The 18,893-nt window shown below is 52.3% G+C and carries 14 protein-coding genes; 1 reads left to right on the top strand and 13 read right to left on the bottom strand.

What is annotated here, in order from left to right; translation table 11 throughout:
* Positions 1-77 precede the first annotated feature (77 nt).
* The 4 genes from mukB to cmoM are packed head-to-tail and all read right to left on the bottom strand — an operon-like array spanning position 78 to position 7,327.
* On the bottom strand, positions 78-4,538 hold the full coding sequence (gene mukB / locus FEK46_RS04845; protein WP_135559686.1) for a chromosome partition protein MukB: 4,461 nt from the start codon (positions 4,536-4,538) through the stop codon (positions 78-80).
* Positions 4,538-5,242: a chromosome partition protein MukE gene (gene mukE, locus FEK46_RS04840; protein WP_010344468.1), complete on the bottom strand. Its 705-nt coding sequence runs from the start codon at positions 5,240-5,242 to the stop codon at positions 4,538-4,540. Before mukE ends, mukB begins: the two co-directional genes overlap by 1 nt.
* Positions 5,223-6,545: a chromosome partition protein MukF gene (gene mukF, locus FEK46_RS04835; protein ID WP_130205341.1), complete on the bottom strand. Its 1,323-nt coding sequence runs from the start codon at positions 6,543-6,545 to the stop codon at positions 5,223-5,225. Before mukF ends, mukE begins: the two co-directional genes overlap by 20 nt.
* Positions 6,542-7,327 carry a tRNA uridine 5-oxyacetic acid(34) methyltransferase CmoM gene (gene cmoM / locus FEK46_RS04830; protein ID WP_130205339.1) on the bottom strand — a complete coding sequence of 262 codons (786 nt, stop codon included), beginning with the start codon at positions 7,325-7,327 and terminating at the stop codon, positions 6,542-6,544. The genes mukF and cmoM overlap by 4 nt, the downstream gene beginning before the upstream one ends.
* Positions 7,328-7,462: 135 nt before the next feature.
* On the opposite strand from cmoM, the gene elyC reads away from it, so the two are divergent.
* Positions 7,463-8,242, top strand: coding sequence for an envelope biogenesis factor ElyC (elyC, locus tag FEK46_RS04825; RefSeq protein WP_130205337.1), 780 nt, complete (start codon positions 7,463-7,465; stop codon positions 8,240-8,242).
* Here the strand turns inward: elyC and FEK46_RS04820 are convergent.
* The 9 genes from FEK46_RS04820 to rpsA form a co-directional block, all read right to left on the bottom strand.
* Positions 8,219-9,112 carry a YcbJ family phosphotransferase gene (locus tag FEK46_RS04820; protein WP_130205335.1) on the bottom strand — a complete coding sequence of 298 codons (894 nt, stop codon included), beginning with the start codon at positions 9,110-9,112 and terminating at the stop codon, positions 8,219-8,221. The genes elyC and FEK46_RS04820 overlap by 24 nt on opposite strands.
* 154 nt (positions 9,113-9,266) lie before the next feature.
* A complete protein-coding gene (gene kdsB, locus FEK46_RS04815; RefSeq protein ID WP_064528339.1) occupies positions 9,267-10,013 on the bottom strand; it encodes a 3-deoxy-manno-octulosonate cytidylyltransferase in 747 nt (248 codons plus the stop codon).
* The gene (gene ycaR, locus FEK46_RS04810) at positions 10,010-10,192 is read right to left on the bottom strand and encodes a protein YcaR (protein ID WP_000350058.1); all 183 of its coding nucleotides are present in this window, start codon (positions 10,190-10,192) and stop codon (positions 10,010-10,012) included. The genes kdsB and ycaR overlap by 4 nt, the downstream gene beginning before the upstream one ends.
* 51 nt (positions 10,193-10,243) lie before the next feature.
* The gene (ycaQ, locus tag FEK46_RS04805; RefSeq protein WP_130260777.1) at positions 10,244-11,476 is read right to left on the bottom strand and encodes a crosslink repair DNA glycosylase YcaQ; all 1,233 of its coding nucleotides are present in this window, start codon (positions 11,474-11,476) and stop codon (positions 10,244-10,246) included.
* A gap of 36 nt (positions 11,477-11,512) precedes the next feature.
* Positions 11,513-12,499 carry a tetraacyldisaccharide 4'-kinase gene (gene lpxK, locus FEK46_RS04800; protein ID WP_135559687.1) on the bottom strand — a complete coding sequence of 329 codons (987 nt, stop codon included), beginning with the start codon at positions 12,497-12,499 and terminating at the stop codon, positions 11,513-11,515.
* A complete protein-coding gene (gene msbA / locus FEK46_RS04795) occupies positions 12,496-14,244 on the bottom strand; it encodes a lipid A ABC transporter ATP-binding protein/permease MsbA (protein ID WP_130205329.1) in 1,749 nt (582 codons plus the stop codon). Before msbA ends, lpxK begins: the two co-directional genes overlap by 4 nt.
* A 36-nt stretch (positions 14,245-14,280) precedes the next feature.
* Complete coding sequence (locus FEK46_RS04790) at positions 14,281-16,545, bottom strand: ComEC family protein (RefSeq protein ID WP_138194654.1); 2,265 nt, start codon at positions 16,543-16,545, stop codon at positions 14,281-14,283.
* A 205-nt stretch (positions 16,546-16,750) separates the two neighbouring features.
* Positions 16,751-17,035 (bottom strand): integration host factor subunit beta, encoded by a 285-nt coding sequence (gene ihfB, locus FEK46_RS04785; protein ID WP_000167336.1) that lies wholly within the window; start codon positions 17,033-17,035, stop codon positions 16,751-16,753.
* Between the two features lie 159 nt (positions 17,036-17,194).
* A complete protein-coding gene (gene rpsA, locus FEK46_RS04780) occupies positions 17,195-18,868 on the bottom strand; it encodes a 30S ribosomal protein S1 (protein ID WP_000140327.1) in 1,674 nt (557 codons plus the stop codon).
* Positions 18,869-18,893 lie beyond the last annotated feature (25 nt).

Here is an 18,893-nt window from a genome sequence, read left to right as displayed (position 1 = left end):
GCGCCATAATGCGGCATTTTTTTAGTGCAGAAACGGAGTTTTTCGAAAAAAAAGGCGGCATCGCTGCCGCCTTGAACTTAACTTGCCTGAGAAGGCGCTTCATCCGTACCTGGAAGCGTTTCAGGGAGTTGCGGCGCAAATCCTCGCAGGCCGACGACGTGAACGTGTTCGGTATTCTGGAAGACTTTACGCACCAGTTTATAGGTGGTGCCTTTCTCCGGGCTGATATTTTCAGGTGCCGCGATGATGAGCTGCATTTGCAAACGCTCACACAATTCAAACAGCGTGGCGATGGAACGGGCATCCAGTCGCGCAGCTTCATCGAGGAATAGCAGACGGCAAGGAGAGATATCTTTACCGCGCAGGCGGCGAGATTCATCTTCCCAGCTCTGTACCACCATCACCAGAATCGACATACCCGTACCGATAGCCTCACCGGTCGACAGTGCGCCAGACTCCGCGCGCAACCAGCCATCGGAACCACGGTTAACCTCAACTTCCATCTCCAGGTAGTTACGGTAATCCAGAAGTTCTTCACCAATGGTTTGCGGCGTGCGCTGACCCATATCAATTTGTGGATTAAGTCGCTGATACAGTTTTGCCAGAGCCTCCGAGAAGGTTAGACGGTTGCTCTTGAATAGATCCTGATGTTGCTCATGCTGTTCTGAAAGCACGTCAAGCAGCATGGCGTGGGTTTCACGCACGTTCACGTTCAGACGCACACTGTTCACCTGACCGAACGATACGCTCTGCAAGCCCTGGTTGAGCATGCGGATACGGTTCTGTTCGCGCTGAATGGTTTTGCGAATGATGTTCGCCACACTGCGGGAGCTGATCGCCAGTTTCTGTTCGCGAGAAGTTAACTCTTCGGTCAGACGGCTAAGTTCGATTTCCATCTGCTCGATAGCTTCCACCGGATCATCGGTACGAATAATATCCTGGCGAATACGTTCGCGCAGATGCTGATAAACCGCCACGAAGAACTGGATTTTGCGCTCAGGTCGTTTTGGATCTTCCGACATGCGCAGCACGTCGCGCAGATGTTCGTTATCCGCCACCGCCAGACGCAGCGCACCTAACGCCTTATCCGACATGGAACGCAAATCATCAGCGGAGAGATAGGCTAGCTCACGACGGTGTAAGCGGCGCTCAACGCCATTATCTTTCACCATGCGCATTACCGCACACCAGCCCGCTTTCGCGGTCACTACCTGCTCGCGCATCTCAAAGTAATCCCGCTCCAGCTTGCGTAGTTTGCGGGTCAGGTTGTCCATCTCCGCTTCGCAGAAGGTCAGCGCTTTTTCCAGTTGATTGCGGCGTGAACGGTTATTGCTCAGTTGCGCATGCAATTCGTCACGGCGAATACGCGCCCGCTCTTCTGCCCCGCTATCGGCACGCACGCCGATATCCTGCAGTTCTCGTTGTAGATCGTTAAGCAGCTCTTTTTTGGTGTCGTAAGAACTTTTCAGCGAAGCCAGTACCTGGTTGTACTGACTCAACTGCGCAGCGTGGCCGCGCAACGCTTCACGAGCACGAGTACGTTCCGCTTCCGCCTGCTCCAGACGTTCGCGCAGTTTTTCGTTGAGATCGCTGTTCCCACTCAGCATTTCTGCCGAGTCAGAGTAGCTAAAGTGCGCACGACGCTGTACCACTTCAGTCAGGGCAAATGCCTGTTGACGGGCATCGCGCTGCATCTGCTGAGAATACGCGTAATCTTCTTTTAACTGTTCGAACTGTTCCGGGTCGCTCTGCAACACAGAAACGATCGGCTCCAGTTTCGCCAGTTGATTGCCAAACTGCTGAACAAAACGCGCGGCTTCCTGAGCTTCATCAAGACGTTCGCGGATTTCATCGACACGATCCGCCAGTGAGTCATCCGCTAACAGGTTGAGACGCGGCAGGATACGGTTCAGTGCCGCAACGCCCTCTTTCGCCTGCTCAAACTGAATTCGCTGCTGCTGGTTATCATTTTCATGATTACTCAACGCCCGCTCCAGTTCGACACGACGGCTGTTCAGTTGGCGAATTTCGGCTTCTGGATCGGACTCAAACGCCACTGCCAGATGGCTGCCAATAAAGCGGCTGAATGCCTGATGCAGTCGCTGGGTTTTCTGAACATCAAAGGAGAGCGTAGCAAAGCGTTCAGAGAGCAATTCGCGCTCGGCGTGCAAGCTTTCGATCCGGCTTTCACGCGCCGCGCGACCAAACAGCGGCACTTCCGGGAAGCGCGAGTAACGCCACTGACGCTCGGCGGTTTTCACCACCACCGCTTTTTCCAGCTCATCGACGTTGAACACGCTATCATCGAACGACTGCGGATCCCCTTCGATCAGGTAAAGATCTTCCGGACAATCGGTTAACCCTTCCAGCAGCTCGGTAACCTGTGACAGATCCGGCACCACAATGGCGTGGCGAGACGGGCCATACAGCGCCGAGAAGTACGGCGCATCTTCCAGGCTAACGTCGTCATAAATTTCTGACAGCAGCACGCCGCCAAAACGCTCGGCCAGCGCATTCAGACGCTGGTCTTCGGAGCCGCCTGGCTGGCTTAAACGTTCGATCTCTTCATCGACAGCGTTTTTGCGCGCGCCCACTTCATCACGTTCAACAATCGCTTCGCGCTCACGCTCCAGCAGTTGTTGCAGATATTCGGTGACATCCTGGCTGCAGGTGAACTCTTCACCGCACTGCTCGCTCAACTGGTTGAGGCTGTTTTGCGCTGCCAGCCAAACCGGCGCACGCTGCATCAGGCTCTGAATGCGAGACTGCAGCTGTTCCTGCTCCTGACGCAGCGCCATACGCTCTTCACGGGCGTTGGAAACGCTGTCAGAAAGAGAGGCAATGCGCGCTTCCAGTTCCTGATGCAGGGCTTCCAGTTCGTCGATATCAAAATTCTTGCCCTGACGTTTGCAGAAATCTGCCAGCAGACGCTCAGCTTCTTGCTGCTCGCGCAGACGCTGTTCCAGTTCGCTTAAGCGCATCCGCAGTGGCTGAACCTGCTCTGCCAGGTGACGCTGATCAACCCCTTCGCGCAGCAGTTCGCGGGCGACATCCCACGCCTCGTTACGCGCCAGCGGGCCGTTGATTGCAACCACCAGCTGATAAGCCTGCTCAAACTGGCTGTGCGCAGTTTGCGCCATGCTCATTTTCTGCTCAAGAGAGAGCATTTTTTCGGTCGCTTCCAGCTCTTTCGCCTGGAAGGTTTCCAGCCATTCGGCGGCGCTGTCGGCGGTTAAGTCCGGCAGATGGCACAGTTCTTTGGCGCGATTAAGCGCAGCAATCGCCTGGTTGTACTGGATCGCACGCGTTTGCTGGACGTCCAGCGCCTGCTGGTAGTCAGCAAGCTGACTTTTCAGCTCGTCCACTTCCAGTTCGGCGGCTTCCGCGCGCGCTTCGTTATCTTCCTGGCGCTCGATGGCTTCTGCCACCACTTCATTTTGCTCTTCGAGACGGATCTGCAGTTCATCGAGGTCCGCTTCGTAGCGTTCGATTTTCTCCTGCTGACGCAAAGCGGTTTGCACCAGGTTCAGGTGATCGCTGGCCGCCTGATAATCCGCTTCCAGATCGCCCTCGGCACCGTTGTGCTCTGCCAGTTCACGCGCCATATCGACATGTTTGTACTGCTCCGCCGCCAGCTGCTGACGCGAAGTATGTAGCTCGCGACGAAACTCCAGGGCCTTATCGAGATGGACACGGCGCTCGTTGGCGTGACGCATGTAGTCCGCCGCCACGTAGTTGGTGGCTTCGCTGATCAGATGTTTAAACAGGTCGCGGTCCGACTGGGTGACGCGAATCGCTTCCAGCGTCATACGGTTTTCACGCAGCGCCGCTTCCATGTCCTGGAACGCTTTACGCACGCCGCTGTTTTCCGGCAGCAGGTAGTCGCGCAGAGAACGTGTAATAGCACTGGAGATCCCGCCGTACAGCGAAGCTTCGATCAGACGATAGAATTTACTACGATCAGACGCTGAGCGCAGACGACGCGCGATGATGCCCAGATCGAACATCAGCGAGTGGTAATCGGTAATGGAGTTGAACTGTTTAAACTGCACGCCTTCCATCGCCTCGAGCTTGTCTTTCAGCTCGTTAAGCGGCAGCACGCGCGCCTGACGTTCGTTCAGGGATTCGGTCACCAGCTGTGTCGGCTGCACCGACATCGGCAGTCCCTGAATGGCAAACGGCTTGATATCCACTTTACGATCGCGTCCGGCAACCTGTTGCAGACGCACACCGACCACCACGCGCTGGTGGCGCGAGTTAATGGTGTCGAGCATCGAATAACAGACACCCGCTTTCAGCTTACCGTGCAGACCTTTATCGCGCGAACCGCTGGTAGCCCCGGCTTCCGTGGTGTTACGGAAATGCAGCAGGGTCAAGTCGGGAATGAGCGCCGTAACAAACGCCGCCATCGTGGTGGATTTACCCGCACCGTTACCGCCGGAAAGCGTCGTGACCAACTCATCCAGGTCAAAGGTGCGAGCAAAAAAGCCGTTCCAGTTAATCAGCGTCAGTGAGCGAAATTTACCGCGTTCAATCATTATTCTTCCTCTCCGCTATCTGGCTGATTCTCTTCAGTTTCGTCATTGAGTTGCAGGTGATTTTCCAGCGACATTGCTTCACCATCGCGAATCAGACGACGTTGTGCTTCACGCGGATCGTCGCCCGCACGCACATCGGCACCAAAGCGGAACACCGATTCGGTAATGCGGAACTTGCTGCTGTCGTGGCCCATAAACCACACCATGCCTAAGCGACGCAGACGGTTGAGCGAAGAGCGTACTTTTTCCTGCAACTTCTGGCGGTCAACGTCTGAACCGGTAGAACGATTGTTCACCAGTTTCAGCAATTTTGCTTCATCGGCCAGGGTGAGCAGTTCGTCATACAGTTCCTGCTGGGTAAAGATCCCCTCGTTCGCCAGCCGTTCCGGGCTGAGATAGAGATAACAGAGGATTTTCCCGACCATCATGTCCAGTTCCGACAACACGGAACGTGGGATGATGGTGGTGGAACGTGGACGTAAATAGAAGAAACCTTCCGGCGCGCGGATTAGCTCCACGTTATAACGCGCGTAAAATTCTTCCAGATATTCCTGAAAATCCATCAGGAAAGCATGATTATCCAGTTCGTCGAGGCCAATATGGCGGCCTGAACGTAAGGCGCTATCCAGCGCCGGAAATAACGGATTCGCCAGCGCCTGCGCCAGCTTAACCGGCATCACTTGTTCAATATTTGTCGATGACATGCGCCTGTACCTTGGCTCCGTAATCATTAATCGGCTGCCATTTCGCTGGCAGTCCGGTGAAGTCTGCTTGCGCTACGCCGAGGCGTACCGCCTGATCAATAACAATACGCGCGACGTCAAAGTGACGCGCACGCGGATACTGCGCCAGATATTCGCGTACCACCAGACCAAGATCCAGCGGTACTTGCCTGGTTTTATAGACGGCGAGCTGCTCTTCGATAATCGCTGCGAGTTGTTCGCGGATCTCGTTAAACTCTTCGTACTCTAAATCTGGCGGAAGTTCCCCGGTCACTTCTTCATCGCGCAGTGCCATCTCTTCGTCACGCATATCCAGCAGACGATCGGCATTGGCGTAAGTCAGCGCCCACGGCTCATCAAAATAGGTTTGTACCGACTGGCGTAAACGCTGGGCAAAGACGCGGTTTTTATCCATATCGATAGCGGTACGAATAAATTTGTGTACGTGGCGATCGTAGCCAATCCACAAGTCGATGGATTGCTGGCCCCAACTGATAATACGGTCGAGTTTGCTCTGCAGATCGAACACCAGACGATCGACAAAATGCAGATCGTCATGGGTCATAGTGGCATCCTGAATGCGCAACAGATTGGCCTGGAGTTTGTCGCCTGCCGCTTCCAGCGTATCCTGCAATTCACGCAGCGTTCCGGAAGTTTCCGAAAGCAACAATTCACAGCTGGAGATCGCCGCCCGCCAGTCTTTATTCAGCAACTGAGCGATATCGTCCTTCACCTGCTGCTGCTGTTCGTCCATCAGACGTTGCGTCAGGTCGATGCTGTCGAAAATTTCCGCTACCGAATATTTCAGCGGCGCATAGACGTTGCGGTGCCAGTGAAATTCATCACCGCCCTCTTCGGCGGCATCGGCTGCACGTTTTAACTCACCCGCCACAATCGACAACTGCATAGAAAGGCGCAACGTAGAAAACTCGCGCTGACGGATGTAGTAGTCAGTAATGCCGATGCCGAGCGGCGTCAGGCGATAAATAGCATTCCCTTCCGCCTGCTCGCTGGTAAAGCGGTTCAGCAGACGTTGACGCACCATATCGTTGATCGCGTTGTTGGCGCGCACGCCGATGGTTTCGCTGGTTTGCTCAAACGCATCACTCACATGGCGGAACGCATCCACCAGCTCGCCTTCACTCATCTCACCATCAAGACGCTCACCATTCAGCGTGGCAACAGCCAGCAGAAAAGAGAGTCGGTCTACCGGCAGCGAGATGGAGAAGTCATTTTTTCTGGCCCAGGCAACCAGTTCGGGGACTGTCTGGGATAATTCACTCATACTTTATCCTTGCTCTGCGGTTTGTGCGCGGTGACATGAATATAACGCCCCAGGTTAATATACGGTTCCTGACGGCAATAACGCGTTTCTAATTCAAGTAATGCTTCATAGCTGTCGCGCTGTTGGTGCTTTTCACGCAGATAATCATGAAACACGCGAACGCCTGTCTTACCCATAATTTGCCAACCAGCTTCTTCCAGCCACAGATAAACTTGCGCCGGGTCGCGTGGATAATCTGGCGAAAGCGTCCGTTTTTTCTTTTTCGGCATTCCCGCCTGCACGTAATCAAAATTCCCGGCGACCATGTTATGCATCAGCAAGCCGTGCGCATTGTAGAACATTAACGACAACACACCGCCTGGACGCAACACGGACCACAGGGTCTGTAATACGCTGCGGGGATCGGCCACCCACTCCAGCACCGCATGGAACAATATCAGATCAACGGGCGTTTCCAAATGTGAAGCAACATCCTGAGCGGCGCAATGTATAAATTGCATTTTGTCGCTCACACCTTTTGCTTCTGCCGCCTGTTTTGCGCGGTCGATCATCTGCGCAGAGAGATCGCATAAAATGACCTGATGCCCGCGCTCGGCCATTTTGATTGCGGTCTGCCCTTCACCGCCACCGGCATCCAGCACACGCAGTTTTTGCGCGCCCATTTCCGCCAGCACGCGATCGAGATCTTGCCACAGAATAGCCTGTCGAAGCTGCCCTTTGGTGGTGCCGTAAATGTTACGGGAAAACTTTTCCGCAATATCATCAAAATTGCGATCCTGCATTGCTTTCTCCACCGGTTGGCTAAGACGTTTTCTGATAAAGACGCTATTTTGTCACAGCCACGGCGAGAATGAACCCGTCTGGTGTAATATCGCTGGCGATCCCTTGCTATATGGTCAAAAAAGGAACCAGAAAGGATGCTTTTTACACTGAAAAAAGTGATTGGCAATATGTTGCTGCCACTTCCGCTGATGTTGTTGATTATTGGCGCTGGCCTGGCGCTGCTGTGGTTTAGCCGTTTTCAAAAAACCGGGAAGATTTTTATTAGCATTGGGTGGCTGGCGCTCTTGTTATTGAGTTTGCAACCGGTAGCCGACCGCCTGCTGCGTCCCATCGAAAGCACCTATCCGACATGGAATAATTCGCAAAAAGTGGACTATATCGTGGTGCTCGGAGGTGGTTATACCTGGAACCCGCAGTGGGCACCGAGCTCTAATTTAATCAATAACAGTTTGCCGCGCCTGAATGAAGGTATTCGTCTCTGGCGCAACAACCCTGGCGCAAAGTTAATCTTTACCGGTGGGGTAGCGCAAACCAATACGGTCAGCGCAGCCGAAGTAGGTGCCAGAGTGGCGCAATCGCTGGGTGTCCCACGCGAGCAAATTATCACACTGGATTTACCAAAAGATACCGAAGAAGAAGCTGCCGCAGTGAAAAAGGCGATTGGCAACGCCCCTTTCCTGCTGGTGACATCTGCGTACCATTTGCCACGCGCGATGATCTTTTTTCAGCAGGAAGGGCTGAATCCATTGCCTGCACCGGCCAATCAGCTAGCAATCGACTCGCCGCTTAATCCGTGGGAACGAGCAATCCCCTCGCCGCTCTGGTTGGTGCATAGCGACCGCGTTGGCTATGAAACGCTTGGCCGCATCTGGCAGTGGCTGAAAGGTTCGTCAGGCGAGCCACGGCAGGAGTGATTTAGTCGCCAGATCAAAGTTGCTACGGTTAAACCGCCCGGTATTGACCAGTTGCGCAACTTCATCCCATAACACATACAACCAACGCCGCCAGATGAAAGACTCCGCCACTGGCGCGCGTTGCAGGTAACTCCAGAGTAAATCTTCCGCCAGGGTGTTATCCATCAACCGGAATAATTCATACTCACGCGGTGCCCAGAGCATTAACCCCGGTCCGACCATCGCCAGGAGCTGATCGCTACGGGAATCTTTCAGCATGCTACGCAAACAGAAATTGCCGTGAATCAGCACACAATTATCGTTAAAACCTTCAAACAGCACCGGCAGACATTCACGAGTGCGAAAAAGAATCCGCTTATCCTGCATGGTTAAACCTGTGTTATTGAACTGATTGAGCGTCGCCCACAGCATTTCAACGTGCTGACGATACCAGGAAGGCCAGAAATTTTCCTGAGTATTGTCAACCGCGCCAACACATCCGCGGCTGTCCTGACGGTGCCAGGCCAACAATGCTTCAACAATTTGATCTTTCAGATGTTCCCAGCGCTCTGGCGTTCTTGCGGGGGCTTCCACAGAAACACCGCGCATCCGCTCCAGCAACAAGACATCGGGACCGGGATGTTCTTCATGCGTCATCACGCCATAGATAGTCGGCATGCGAACAGTCCCGCTCCGAGCCAGCATGGTGGTTTTCCATGCCAGCTGTCTGGCCTGCCCCGGGGTAGAAAAACTTCGCGCCATGAGCGGCATCGGGTTTCCCTGGCTGTCATACAACGCCCACAGAGTTGTGTCTGCTTTTTCATTCACACACTCTATACGACTCAATCTTTCGCCCAGTAAATGGCTTAGTTCGGCACGCAGCTGTTCCATTCAGATTACCCTCATAAAAGCTACTGCTTTCATAATGAGCGCCAATGTAAAAGATGTCACCTGAATGAGATCAATTGTTGAAGGGAAAAAATGAAGAGAATCGTAACGCTACGACACTCCTCCCAAAATTGAGATGGAGTGTCGTGGGGAAAAATTAAGCCATTTCAGCGCGAACACGCTCAAGATCTTCGGGAGTATCTACACCGGTGCCAGGAACCTCCTGGGCGACAGCAACATGGATTTTTTCTCCATACCACAGCACACGAAGCTGTTCTAACATTTCGATATGTTCTAACGGGCTTGGCTGCCAGTTAACATAGCGGCGGATAAAACCTGCACGATAGCCATAAATGCCGAGATGGCGCAGGAAGTTATCTCCTACGGTTTCCAGACCTTTCGCAAAACGGTCACGATCCCACGGAATGGTGGCGCGCGAGAAGTAGAGCGCATAACCTTCGGCGTCGAGAACAACTTTAACCGCATTCGGGTTAAAGGCTTCTTCCGCACTGTGGATAGGCACAGCCAAGGTCGCCATTCCAACCTGACGCTGGGCAAGGTTATCGGCAACCTGACGAATGATTGTCGCGGGGATCATCGGTTCATCACCCTGCACATTCACAATCACCGTGTCGTCGCTGAACGCGCATTTTTCGACAACTTCCGCCAGGCGTTCTGTACCTGACTGGTGATCTGCACGCGTCATGCATACTTCACCGCCAGCAGCTTCAACAGCGCGGGCGACATCCTCATGATCGGTTGCGACGATGATGCGCTCGGCACCTGATTCGCGCGCGCGTTCGAGTACATGAACAATCATAGGTTTGCCGTTAATATCGACCAGCGGCTTACCTGGCAGACGCGTGGAAGCGTAGCGCGCGGGAATAATGACCACAAAACTCATGATTTACTCTCATCAGCAGTCAGCACGCGGGCTTCCGTTTCCAGCAACACTGGAATGCCATCGCGCAGCGGAAAAGCCAGGTTGTCCAGTTTGCAAATAAGTTCTTGTTTTTCCTGGTTATACCAAAGTTTGCCGTTGCAAACCGGGCAGGCAATGATTTCAAGCAGACGATGATCCATAGTTCCTCCAGATGGATCGGGTTATGAATGCATAAATCTTATCATAATCATTTATGCGTCGGGGTCTATTTCCCAGCCAGTGCGGTAATCGGTAAAGAAACCGTGCGGGCAGCGCCCTATTGTTACTCGCGTTGCCTGCTGCCAGTGAGCAAAATCCGTAATCGCCTGACGCAGCCCTTTTTGAAGGGTCACTGTTGGTTTTACCCCATCCTGTAGCCAGAGAGAGAGCACTTCAAAGATGCCAGTCTGGCGATGCATCTTAGAATCCATTCGCCCAACTAATTGCCCACGATGCAATAACGGTAGAACGAAATAACCATACTGGCGTTTGGGCGCTGGCGTGTAGCACTCCAGCCGGTAGCTAAAATCAAAAAGTTGCTCTGCCCGTTTACGATCCCAGACAACAGGATCAAAAGGCGAAAGTACCGCGCTGTGCGTTGCAGTGAGCTTTCCGGCGAGCGCACGTTCGAGTAGCGGCAGCAAATCAGCATGCAGCCAAAGATTACCCAATTTTTCAACATGCACAGCAATGATTTGCTGCTGTTCAGCCCTCGCTTCGCGCCACGCCGCCAGCGCCGGACGTTTCAGCCGGTAGTAATCCGCCAGCCACTGTTCGCGAAATATTCCCAGGCTGCGCGCACTGTTATCCAGCATGATGATTTCTGCTTCTGTTTGCGAAACGAGATCGCGCTCATCATCCCAGTCAGGCATGACACGGTGGGTTAAATCATAAACTCGCTGGAAGTTGCGCCGTTCAATCACCATCACCTTTCCGGCGGTAAAGAGCCCTTCCAGATGCCGTTTATGCGGCTTCCACTCCCACCAGCCGCTCGCCCCTTTACGAGGATGCTCAAAATCGGCTGAACGTACCGGCCCCTTATCATGAATATGCTGAATTAACTGTGCAATTTCCGCCGCATGTTCCTGCATCCAGGCATCTTTGTATTTCCAGCCCATTTTTTCAGGTGCCAGCATGCGGTGGCGAATAAGACGAAAATCGCTACGCGGCATAAAGCAGGCTTCATGCGCCCAGTATTCCATTAATTCGCCACACGCCAGAGACTCATCCAGCCACTGCGCAGGATAATTTCCCAGACGACTGAAAAGCACCAGATATGGACTACGGGCAACAATATTGATGGTATCGATTTGCAACAAGGACATGCGAGAAATGGTAGCCAGAATATCTTCCGGCGACGCGCGACGACGGGGCTTGTTTAACAGCCCTTGCGCGGTGAGATGAAGATTTCGTGCATCGGTGAGGGAGAGATAAGGCAGCGTCATTCATTGCTCCGTCAATTAAACGCTGCCGCGGCTGAATTAGTTGCCAGAAGCCAGCGAGGAAAGTTGTGCGAGCAGTTTCTCTGGTTCATCGCCCGTAAGCTGTGCGTCAACGGGCAAATACCACCAGTTTTCTTCTGCAAAAGCCCGACATTTCACCGCATCTTTTTCAGTCATGACCAGTGTTTGCCCGGCGCTTAATAGTGCGCTGACATCCGCATGATTCAAAGATTGATGATCTGCCAGCGGCACACATTTTTCCGGTTGTATACCGCACATCTTTAGTGTGGCAAAAAATCGCGGCGGGTGACCAATACCTGCCATCGCCACCACATGTTTAAGTTGTGTAACGTCACAACGCGCGCCGGTAAGTAAATTCACTGCCTGACCCGGTATTAAGTTCATCGGGATTTCACCGTGACGCGGTACGCCGCCATTGACGATTACCGCATCAACCGATTTTAAGCGCCCCGCGCGCTCGCGCATTGGCCCCGCCGGCAACCACCAGCCATTGCCAAAGCGACGCACGCCATCGATGACGGCGATTTCCACATCACGCGCCAGACGATAGTGCTGTAAACCGTCATCAGTCACGATAATCTGCACATCGGGATATTGCGCCAGAATGGCTTTTACCGCATCTGAACGGACAGGAGAAACTGCAACAGGTGCACCCGTACGCTGATAAATCAGCACCGGTTCATCGCCCGCCTGTGCGGTGGTGGTATCTGCCGACAATAACAGCGGATACGACTCAGCTTTACCGCCATAGCCCCGTGACACTACGCCAACACGAATACCGCGCTTTTGTAGTTGTTCCACCAGCCAGACAACCACCGGAGTTTTTCCGTTGCCGCCTGCGGTGAGATTACCAACCACGACAACCGGTACGGGGGCTCGCCAGGCGCGCTTCAGTTTTAGTTTATAGCAAAGACGGATAGCGCCACTCACCAGGCCATACAACCAGGAGAGTAGCAGCAATAACCTCCACAAAGGGGATTCACCAGACCAGATTTTTTCGATCATTGGCCAAACTGCATTTTATGAAGTTGCGCGTAGACTCCACGGTGCTCAAGCAAATCGTTATGCGTACCGCGTTCCACAATGATCCCGTCCTCGACGACCACAATTTCGTCTGCCTTTTCAATGGTAGACAAGCGGTGGGCAATCACCAGTGAGGTACGGTTTTTCTGCAACTCGTCCAGCGCCGCCTGAATCGCGCGTTCGGATTCGGTGTCCAGCGCCGAAGTGGCTTCATCCAGAATCAGAATTGGGCTATCGCGCAGCAAGGCACGGGCAATGGCAATACGCTGGCGCTGGCCGCCAGAAAGCAACACGCCGTTTTCACCAATCACCGTATCAAGACCGTTATCCATCTTATTGATAAAGTCCATGGCATAGGCCATGCGTGCCGCTTCTTCAATCTGCTCACGGCTGTACTGTTCAGTACGGGCGTAAGCAATGTTGTTGGCAACCGTGTCATTAAACAGATGGACATTCTGCGACACCAGAGCAACCTGGTTACGTAAAGACGCCAGGGTATACTCGCGCAGATCGTGACCATCCATCAGGATCTCGCCTTCATCGATATCATAAAAACGGGTGATCAGGCTGGCAATGGTCGATTTACCCGACCCAGAACGCCCTACCAAAGCCACTGTTTTCCCTGCCGGGATCTTCAGGTTGATATTACGCAGCGCAGGGACTTCACGCCCCGGATAGGTAAAAGTGACATTGCGGAATTCAACGTCACCAGTAGCACGCTCAATCTCGCGTTTACCTTCGTCTTTCTCCTGTTCACTGTCCAGAATGGTAAACAGCGTCTGACATGCGGCCATCCCGCGTTGGAACTGGGCGTTAACGTTGGTCAGCGATTTCAACGGACGCATAAGTGCAATCATCGAAGAGAAGACGACAGTAATCGTACCGGCAGTCAGGCTATCCATCACGCTTGGGAAGCTCGCAGCGTAGAGAACAAATGCCAGCGCCAGAGAGGCGATCAGCTGAATAATCGGGTCAGAGATGGAAGAAGCAGAAACCATCTTCATCCCCTGCAAACGCATCTTGTTGCTGACCTTATCAAAACGCTTTGTTTCTACTTCCTGGCCGCCAAAAATCAATACTTCTTTGTGGCCTTTCAGCATCTGTTCAGCACTGGTGGTCACCTGCCCCATGGTGTTCTGCATGTTTTTACTGATGCTGCGAAAACGCTTCGATACGATACGAATCGCAATCGAGACAATCGGCGCCAACACAATCAAAATGATCGACAGCTGCCAGCTGTAATAGAACATCATGGCGAACAGACCGATAATGGAAGCACCTTCACGCACCACCGTAATCAGCGCGCCGGAAGATGACGAAGCAACCTGTTCAGAATCGTAAGTAATACGTGAAAGCAGTGTCCCGGTTGATTGTTTGTCAAAAAATGACACTGGCATTCCCATCATGTGGCCGAACAGACGTCGGCGCATGGTCATAACCACTTTTCCTGATACCCAGGAGATACAGTAGCTGGAGATATAACTGGTGATACCACGTAAAATCATCAGGCCGATAACCACCAGCGGCATCCACATCAGCACGGAGCGATCTGTTTTACCAAAGCCATCATCGAGAAGCGGCTTAAGGAGCGATAACATGAAGGTATCGCTGGCTGCGTTGAGAATTAACGCTATGCCCGCCACGATCAGACCCGCTTTAAAAGGCGCAATGGTTGGCCACAGTCGGCGGAATGTCTGCCACGTAGAGAGATCTTTGTCGTTATGCATTCAAAAAACCAGCATTTGTTGAAATAGCCGCATATTCTACCCGTTATCCACTGGCACGCCAAACCACTGATGATACCAACGAGGTAAAATTTGCTCCCTTAGGCTGCTCACCCGCCAACCTTGCGCTGAAAAATAGACCGTTATTTGCCCCTGATGTGGGGTATCAACCCATTGATATCCTTGTAGTTGATAGCGAAGTTTAACTTTACTGGAGGGCAATCGCCATGCGTTATAGCGCGATGCCGATGCCAGTGCCATTTTTCCATTTACCCGCTGAATCAATGGCACTGATGACGAGGTATTACTACCGTGATGGGGTACCTGAATCAAAGTTGCCTGAACCTGTTGCCAGTAATGACTTAGCATTTTTTGTTCAGCGGGGGCTTCAATATCGCCAGTCAAAAGAATGCTATGTGTTCCATCATCAACCTTAATCACACAGGAATGGTTATTTCCCTTTTCGTTACTCCCTTGCAAAGGCCAGTGCACACTAAACTGCAATCCTTGCCACTGCCACGCTTCGCCACGCACGCAGGGCTGATGATGCACCCAGTTTAAGGGGCTTCTTACCCATAACGTCGGCCAGGCATGTAATATCGAGTCCAGTCCACCCCGATGATCAAGATGTTCATGACTAAGAATAACGCCTTCCGGTTCAAGGTCATGCCAGCGGAGCCAGGGAATAATCAGTTGTTGCCCACTGTCCCCCTCCGGCCAGGCGAGCCCTGTATCATAGAGAACCGCTTTACCGTTTCGAGCGATCACCATTGCCAGCCCTTGCCCGACATCAAGCATATAAACCTGCCACTCATCAGACCGTGGTTTTTGCCACAGTGGCCAACACATTATAATTCCTCCAGCCATACACACCGCAGGCAACGTTTGCCATGCGTTTAGTCGCCATATCACCAGTAATAACCAGGGCGAAAATGATAGCCATTGCCAACGTTCAGCAATGCTTATCCACCCTTCAGGCAAACTCTTTAACCCCCAAAAAAGTAAAGCTAAGGACCGATCGGCAAGAAACCATATACCTTGTTCCAGGATTAATGGCCCGATTAAATGCACAACCATCGCGGCGAGGATCAACGGAACCGAAATAAATGTCACTAAGGGAATAGCGAACAAATTTGCCATAAATGAAGTCAGACTAACGCCATGAAACATGACTATTTGCACCGGCATTAGCAGGAGTGTTATACCAAGTTGCAGATGGATAAGTGAAACAATAGATTGCAATACAGGCGGCAATGGCCAGACTGGGCAGGGAAACCACTGATACCAAAATATCAGCGCTGCCACCGCTGCGGCAGAGAGCCACAAACTTTGCGAGAGGATAGCGACAGGATCCATCAGCAGAATTGCTGCCAGGCAGCATATCCACACATCCCAACCACTCCATTGTCGGCCGCTCAATTTGAGCGCTCCCCAGGTCACAAGCGCCACCACGGTACGCAATGCAGGCGGCTGCATACCGGTAAGCCAGGCATAAAAAGCAGCGCAGCAAACTCCACCGATTAATGGCATCTGCCAGTAAATCCAACGCCCGGGGAGGAAAATTTGCCCGCCACGAATTAGCCCCGCAACCAGTAATGCTGCAAAAGCGATGTGTAAACCCGATATCGCCATTAAATGTGCCGTACCGGTATCGCGCATTATATTTTTAATTTCTTTAGATACCGATAACCGTTCACCCATTCCTAAGCCGAGCATCACCGTCTGCCATGAATACGGCTGCAGCGTCGTTTGCAGGGATGCCAGATATTGCGCACGTAGGCTACAACCTGGTTCAATGACGCTTGCTTGCAGAAAACGTCCGGTAAGTGGCTGATGCTGGGCAATGGCATAACGCTGGCTATCAAAGCCGCCATCATTAAGTTGACCATGAACAGCACGCACTTTGAGTTTCATCGACCATCGTTGCCCGGCGCATACCGATTGTGGCAAATATTCGCCATATAGCGCGATGCCTGGCGCGGGAAATAACCGCCGCCCTTGTAGATGAGTAATTTTCCCGTAATGCGTGGTCATGCCGTCAGTGGCGGTAATCTCGACGACTGCATCCTGCGTCGCGCTAGTTAAGTTTTCTCCTGCCCACAGAATTTGCTTCGCCGCCAACACGCCCCAAAGAAAAAACAGCAATGTCAGCGTGAAATAACGGACGACTTTAACAGGAATAAATGCCAGTACGCAGACGAATACAGTCAGACTCGCAAGAGTTAATGTCCCAGGCAACTGCGGCAAAATCAGCAGCGGAAAAATCCCGCAAATTATGCACAGGCTAACTGTCGTTATTTTCATGCACTCCTCCCTGTTTTTGGAAAGTGTGCAACTTTGTTGAGTGGTTGTCTGGCGGGAGTTTTGCGTTGCCCGAGGCACGTTCAGAAGAATTTAGCAGGATGATGAAAACTGTACACAACTCTGCGAGACAGCTTCCAGAACCCTATTGCAGAAATGAAAAAAGCACCCGACAGGTGCTTTTTCCGCGTTCAAGTTTTACTAAAACTTAACCGTAAATATTGGCGCGATCGCGCAGTTCTTTACCTGGTTTAAAGTGAGGAACGTATTTTCCTTCCAGCTCTACTTTATCGCCAGTCTTCGGATTACGTCCGGTACGCGGTGCGCGGTAGTGCAAAGAGAAACTGCCGAAACCGCGGATTTCAATACGCTCGCCCTGCGCAAGAGTCGAGGCCATATGCTCCAGCATCTCTTTTACTGCATCTTCAACCGTCTTGGCGGGAATGTGCGATTGCTGGGTGGCAAGTCTTTCTATCAATTCTGACTTGGTCATGATTCCTCCGGTTCCTTAAAGGCAAATTTAACGGCTGCTGTTGCTGCATTGATTAAGGGCGGCCGTAGCCGCCCTTAGTGCTTGATTACAGGACGAAACCTGCAATCTGTCAAGTAAACTCAGCAAACTTCGGAATAAAAATCCCGAAGAGTCAGAGAATTACTCGCCTTTAGCTGCTTTGAAAGCTTCAGCCATTGCGTTGTTGGAGAAGTTTGCATCTTCCTGTTTGTTAACAGTTGCGATTGCATCTTTCTCGTCAGCTTCGTCTTTCGCACGAACAGACAGGCTGATTGCGCGGTTTTTACGATCAACGCCAGTGAATTTAGCTTCAACTTCGTCGCCAACGCTCAGAACCAGGGTAGCGTCTTCAACGCGGTCACGGGATGCTTCAGAAGCACGCAGGTAACCTTCAACGCCGTCAGCCAGTTCTACGGTTGCGCCTTTAGCGTCAACTGCAGTTACTTTACCGGTTACGATAGCGCCTTTCTTGTTCAGAGCAACCCAGTTGTTGAACGGATCTTCTGCGAGCTGTTTAACGCCCAGGGAGATACGTTCACGTTCTGCGTCAACCTGCAGAACAACTGCAGCGATTTCGTCGCCTTTTTTGTATTCACGAACTGCTTCTTCGCCTGCAACGTTCCAGGAGATGTCAGACAGGTGAACCAGGCCGTCGATGCCGCCGTCCAGGCCGATGAAGATACCAAAGTCAGTGATAGACTTGATTTTACCTTCAACACGGTCGCCCTTGTTGTGGGTTTCCGCGAACTGCTGCCACGGGTTAGCTTTGCACTGTTTCAGACCCAGGGAGATACGACGACGTTCTTCGTCGATATCCAGAACCATAACTTCCACTACATCGCCAACGTTAACAACTTTGGACGGGTGGATGTTTTTGTTGGTCCAATCCATTTCGGAAACGTGTACCAGGCCTTCAACGCCTTCTTCGATTTCAACGAAGCAGCCGTAGTCGGTCAGGTTGGTCACGCGACCAGTCAGTTTGGTACCTTCCGGATAACGTTTAGCGATAGCTACCCACGGATCTTCGCCCAGCTGTTTCAGGCCCAGGGATACACGGGTACGTTCGCGGTCGAACTTCAGCACTTTAACAGTGATTTCGTCGCCCACGTTGACGATTTCGCTCGGATGCTTAACGCGTTTCCAGGCCATGTCAGTGATGTGCAGCAGGCCGTCAACGCCGCCCAGATCAACGAATGCACCGTAGTCAGTGAGGTTCTTAACGATACCTTTAACTTCCATGCCTTCCTGCAGGTTTTCCAGCAGCTGATCGCGCTCTGCGCTGTTTTCGGATTCGATAACGGCACGACGAGAAACAACAACGTTGTTGCGCTTCTGATCCAGCTTGATTACTTTGAATTCAAGCTCTTTGCCTTCCAGGTGCAGAGTGTCACGCACCGGACGAACGTCTACCAGAGAACCTGGCAGGAACGCACGAATACCGTTCAGCTCAACAGTGAAGCCGCCCTTAACTTTGCCGTTGATAACACCGGTAACAGTTTCAGCATCTTCGTAAGCTTTTTCCAGCGTGATCCAGGCTTCGTGACGTTTAGCTTTCTCACGGGACAGCAGAGTTTCACCGAAGCCGTCTTCTACTGCGTCCAGAGCAACGTCAACTTCGTCACCTACCTGGATTTCCAGTTCGCCCTGGGCGTTTTTGAACTGCTCAGCCGGGATGGCAGACTCAGATTTCAGACCAGCGTCAACCAGTACTACATCTTTGTCGATAGCAACAACAACGCCACGAACGATAGAACCCGGGCGGGTTTCGATTTCTTTTAAGGACTCTTCAAAGAGTTGAGCAAAAGATTCAGTCATGTTTAATCTTCAGGTTTATATTTAA

The organism is Escherichia sp. E4736, assembly GCF_005781225.1.
Lineage (GTDB): Bacteria > Pseudomonadota > Gammaproteobacteria > Enterobacterales > Enterobacteriaceae > Escherichia.
Note: the sequence above shows the minus strand (reverse complement) of the source record. Positions and strands in the feature narration are given on the sequence as shown.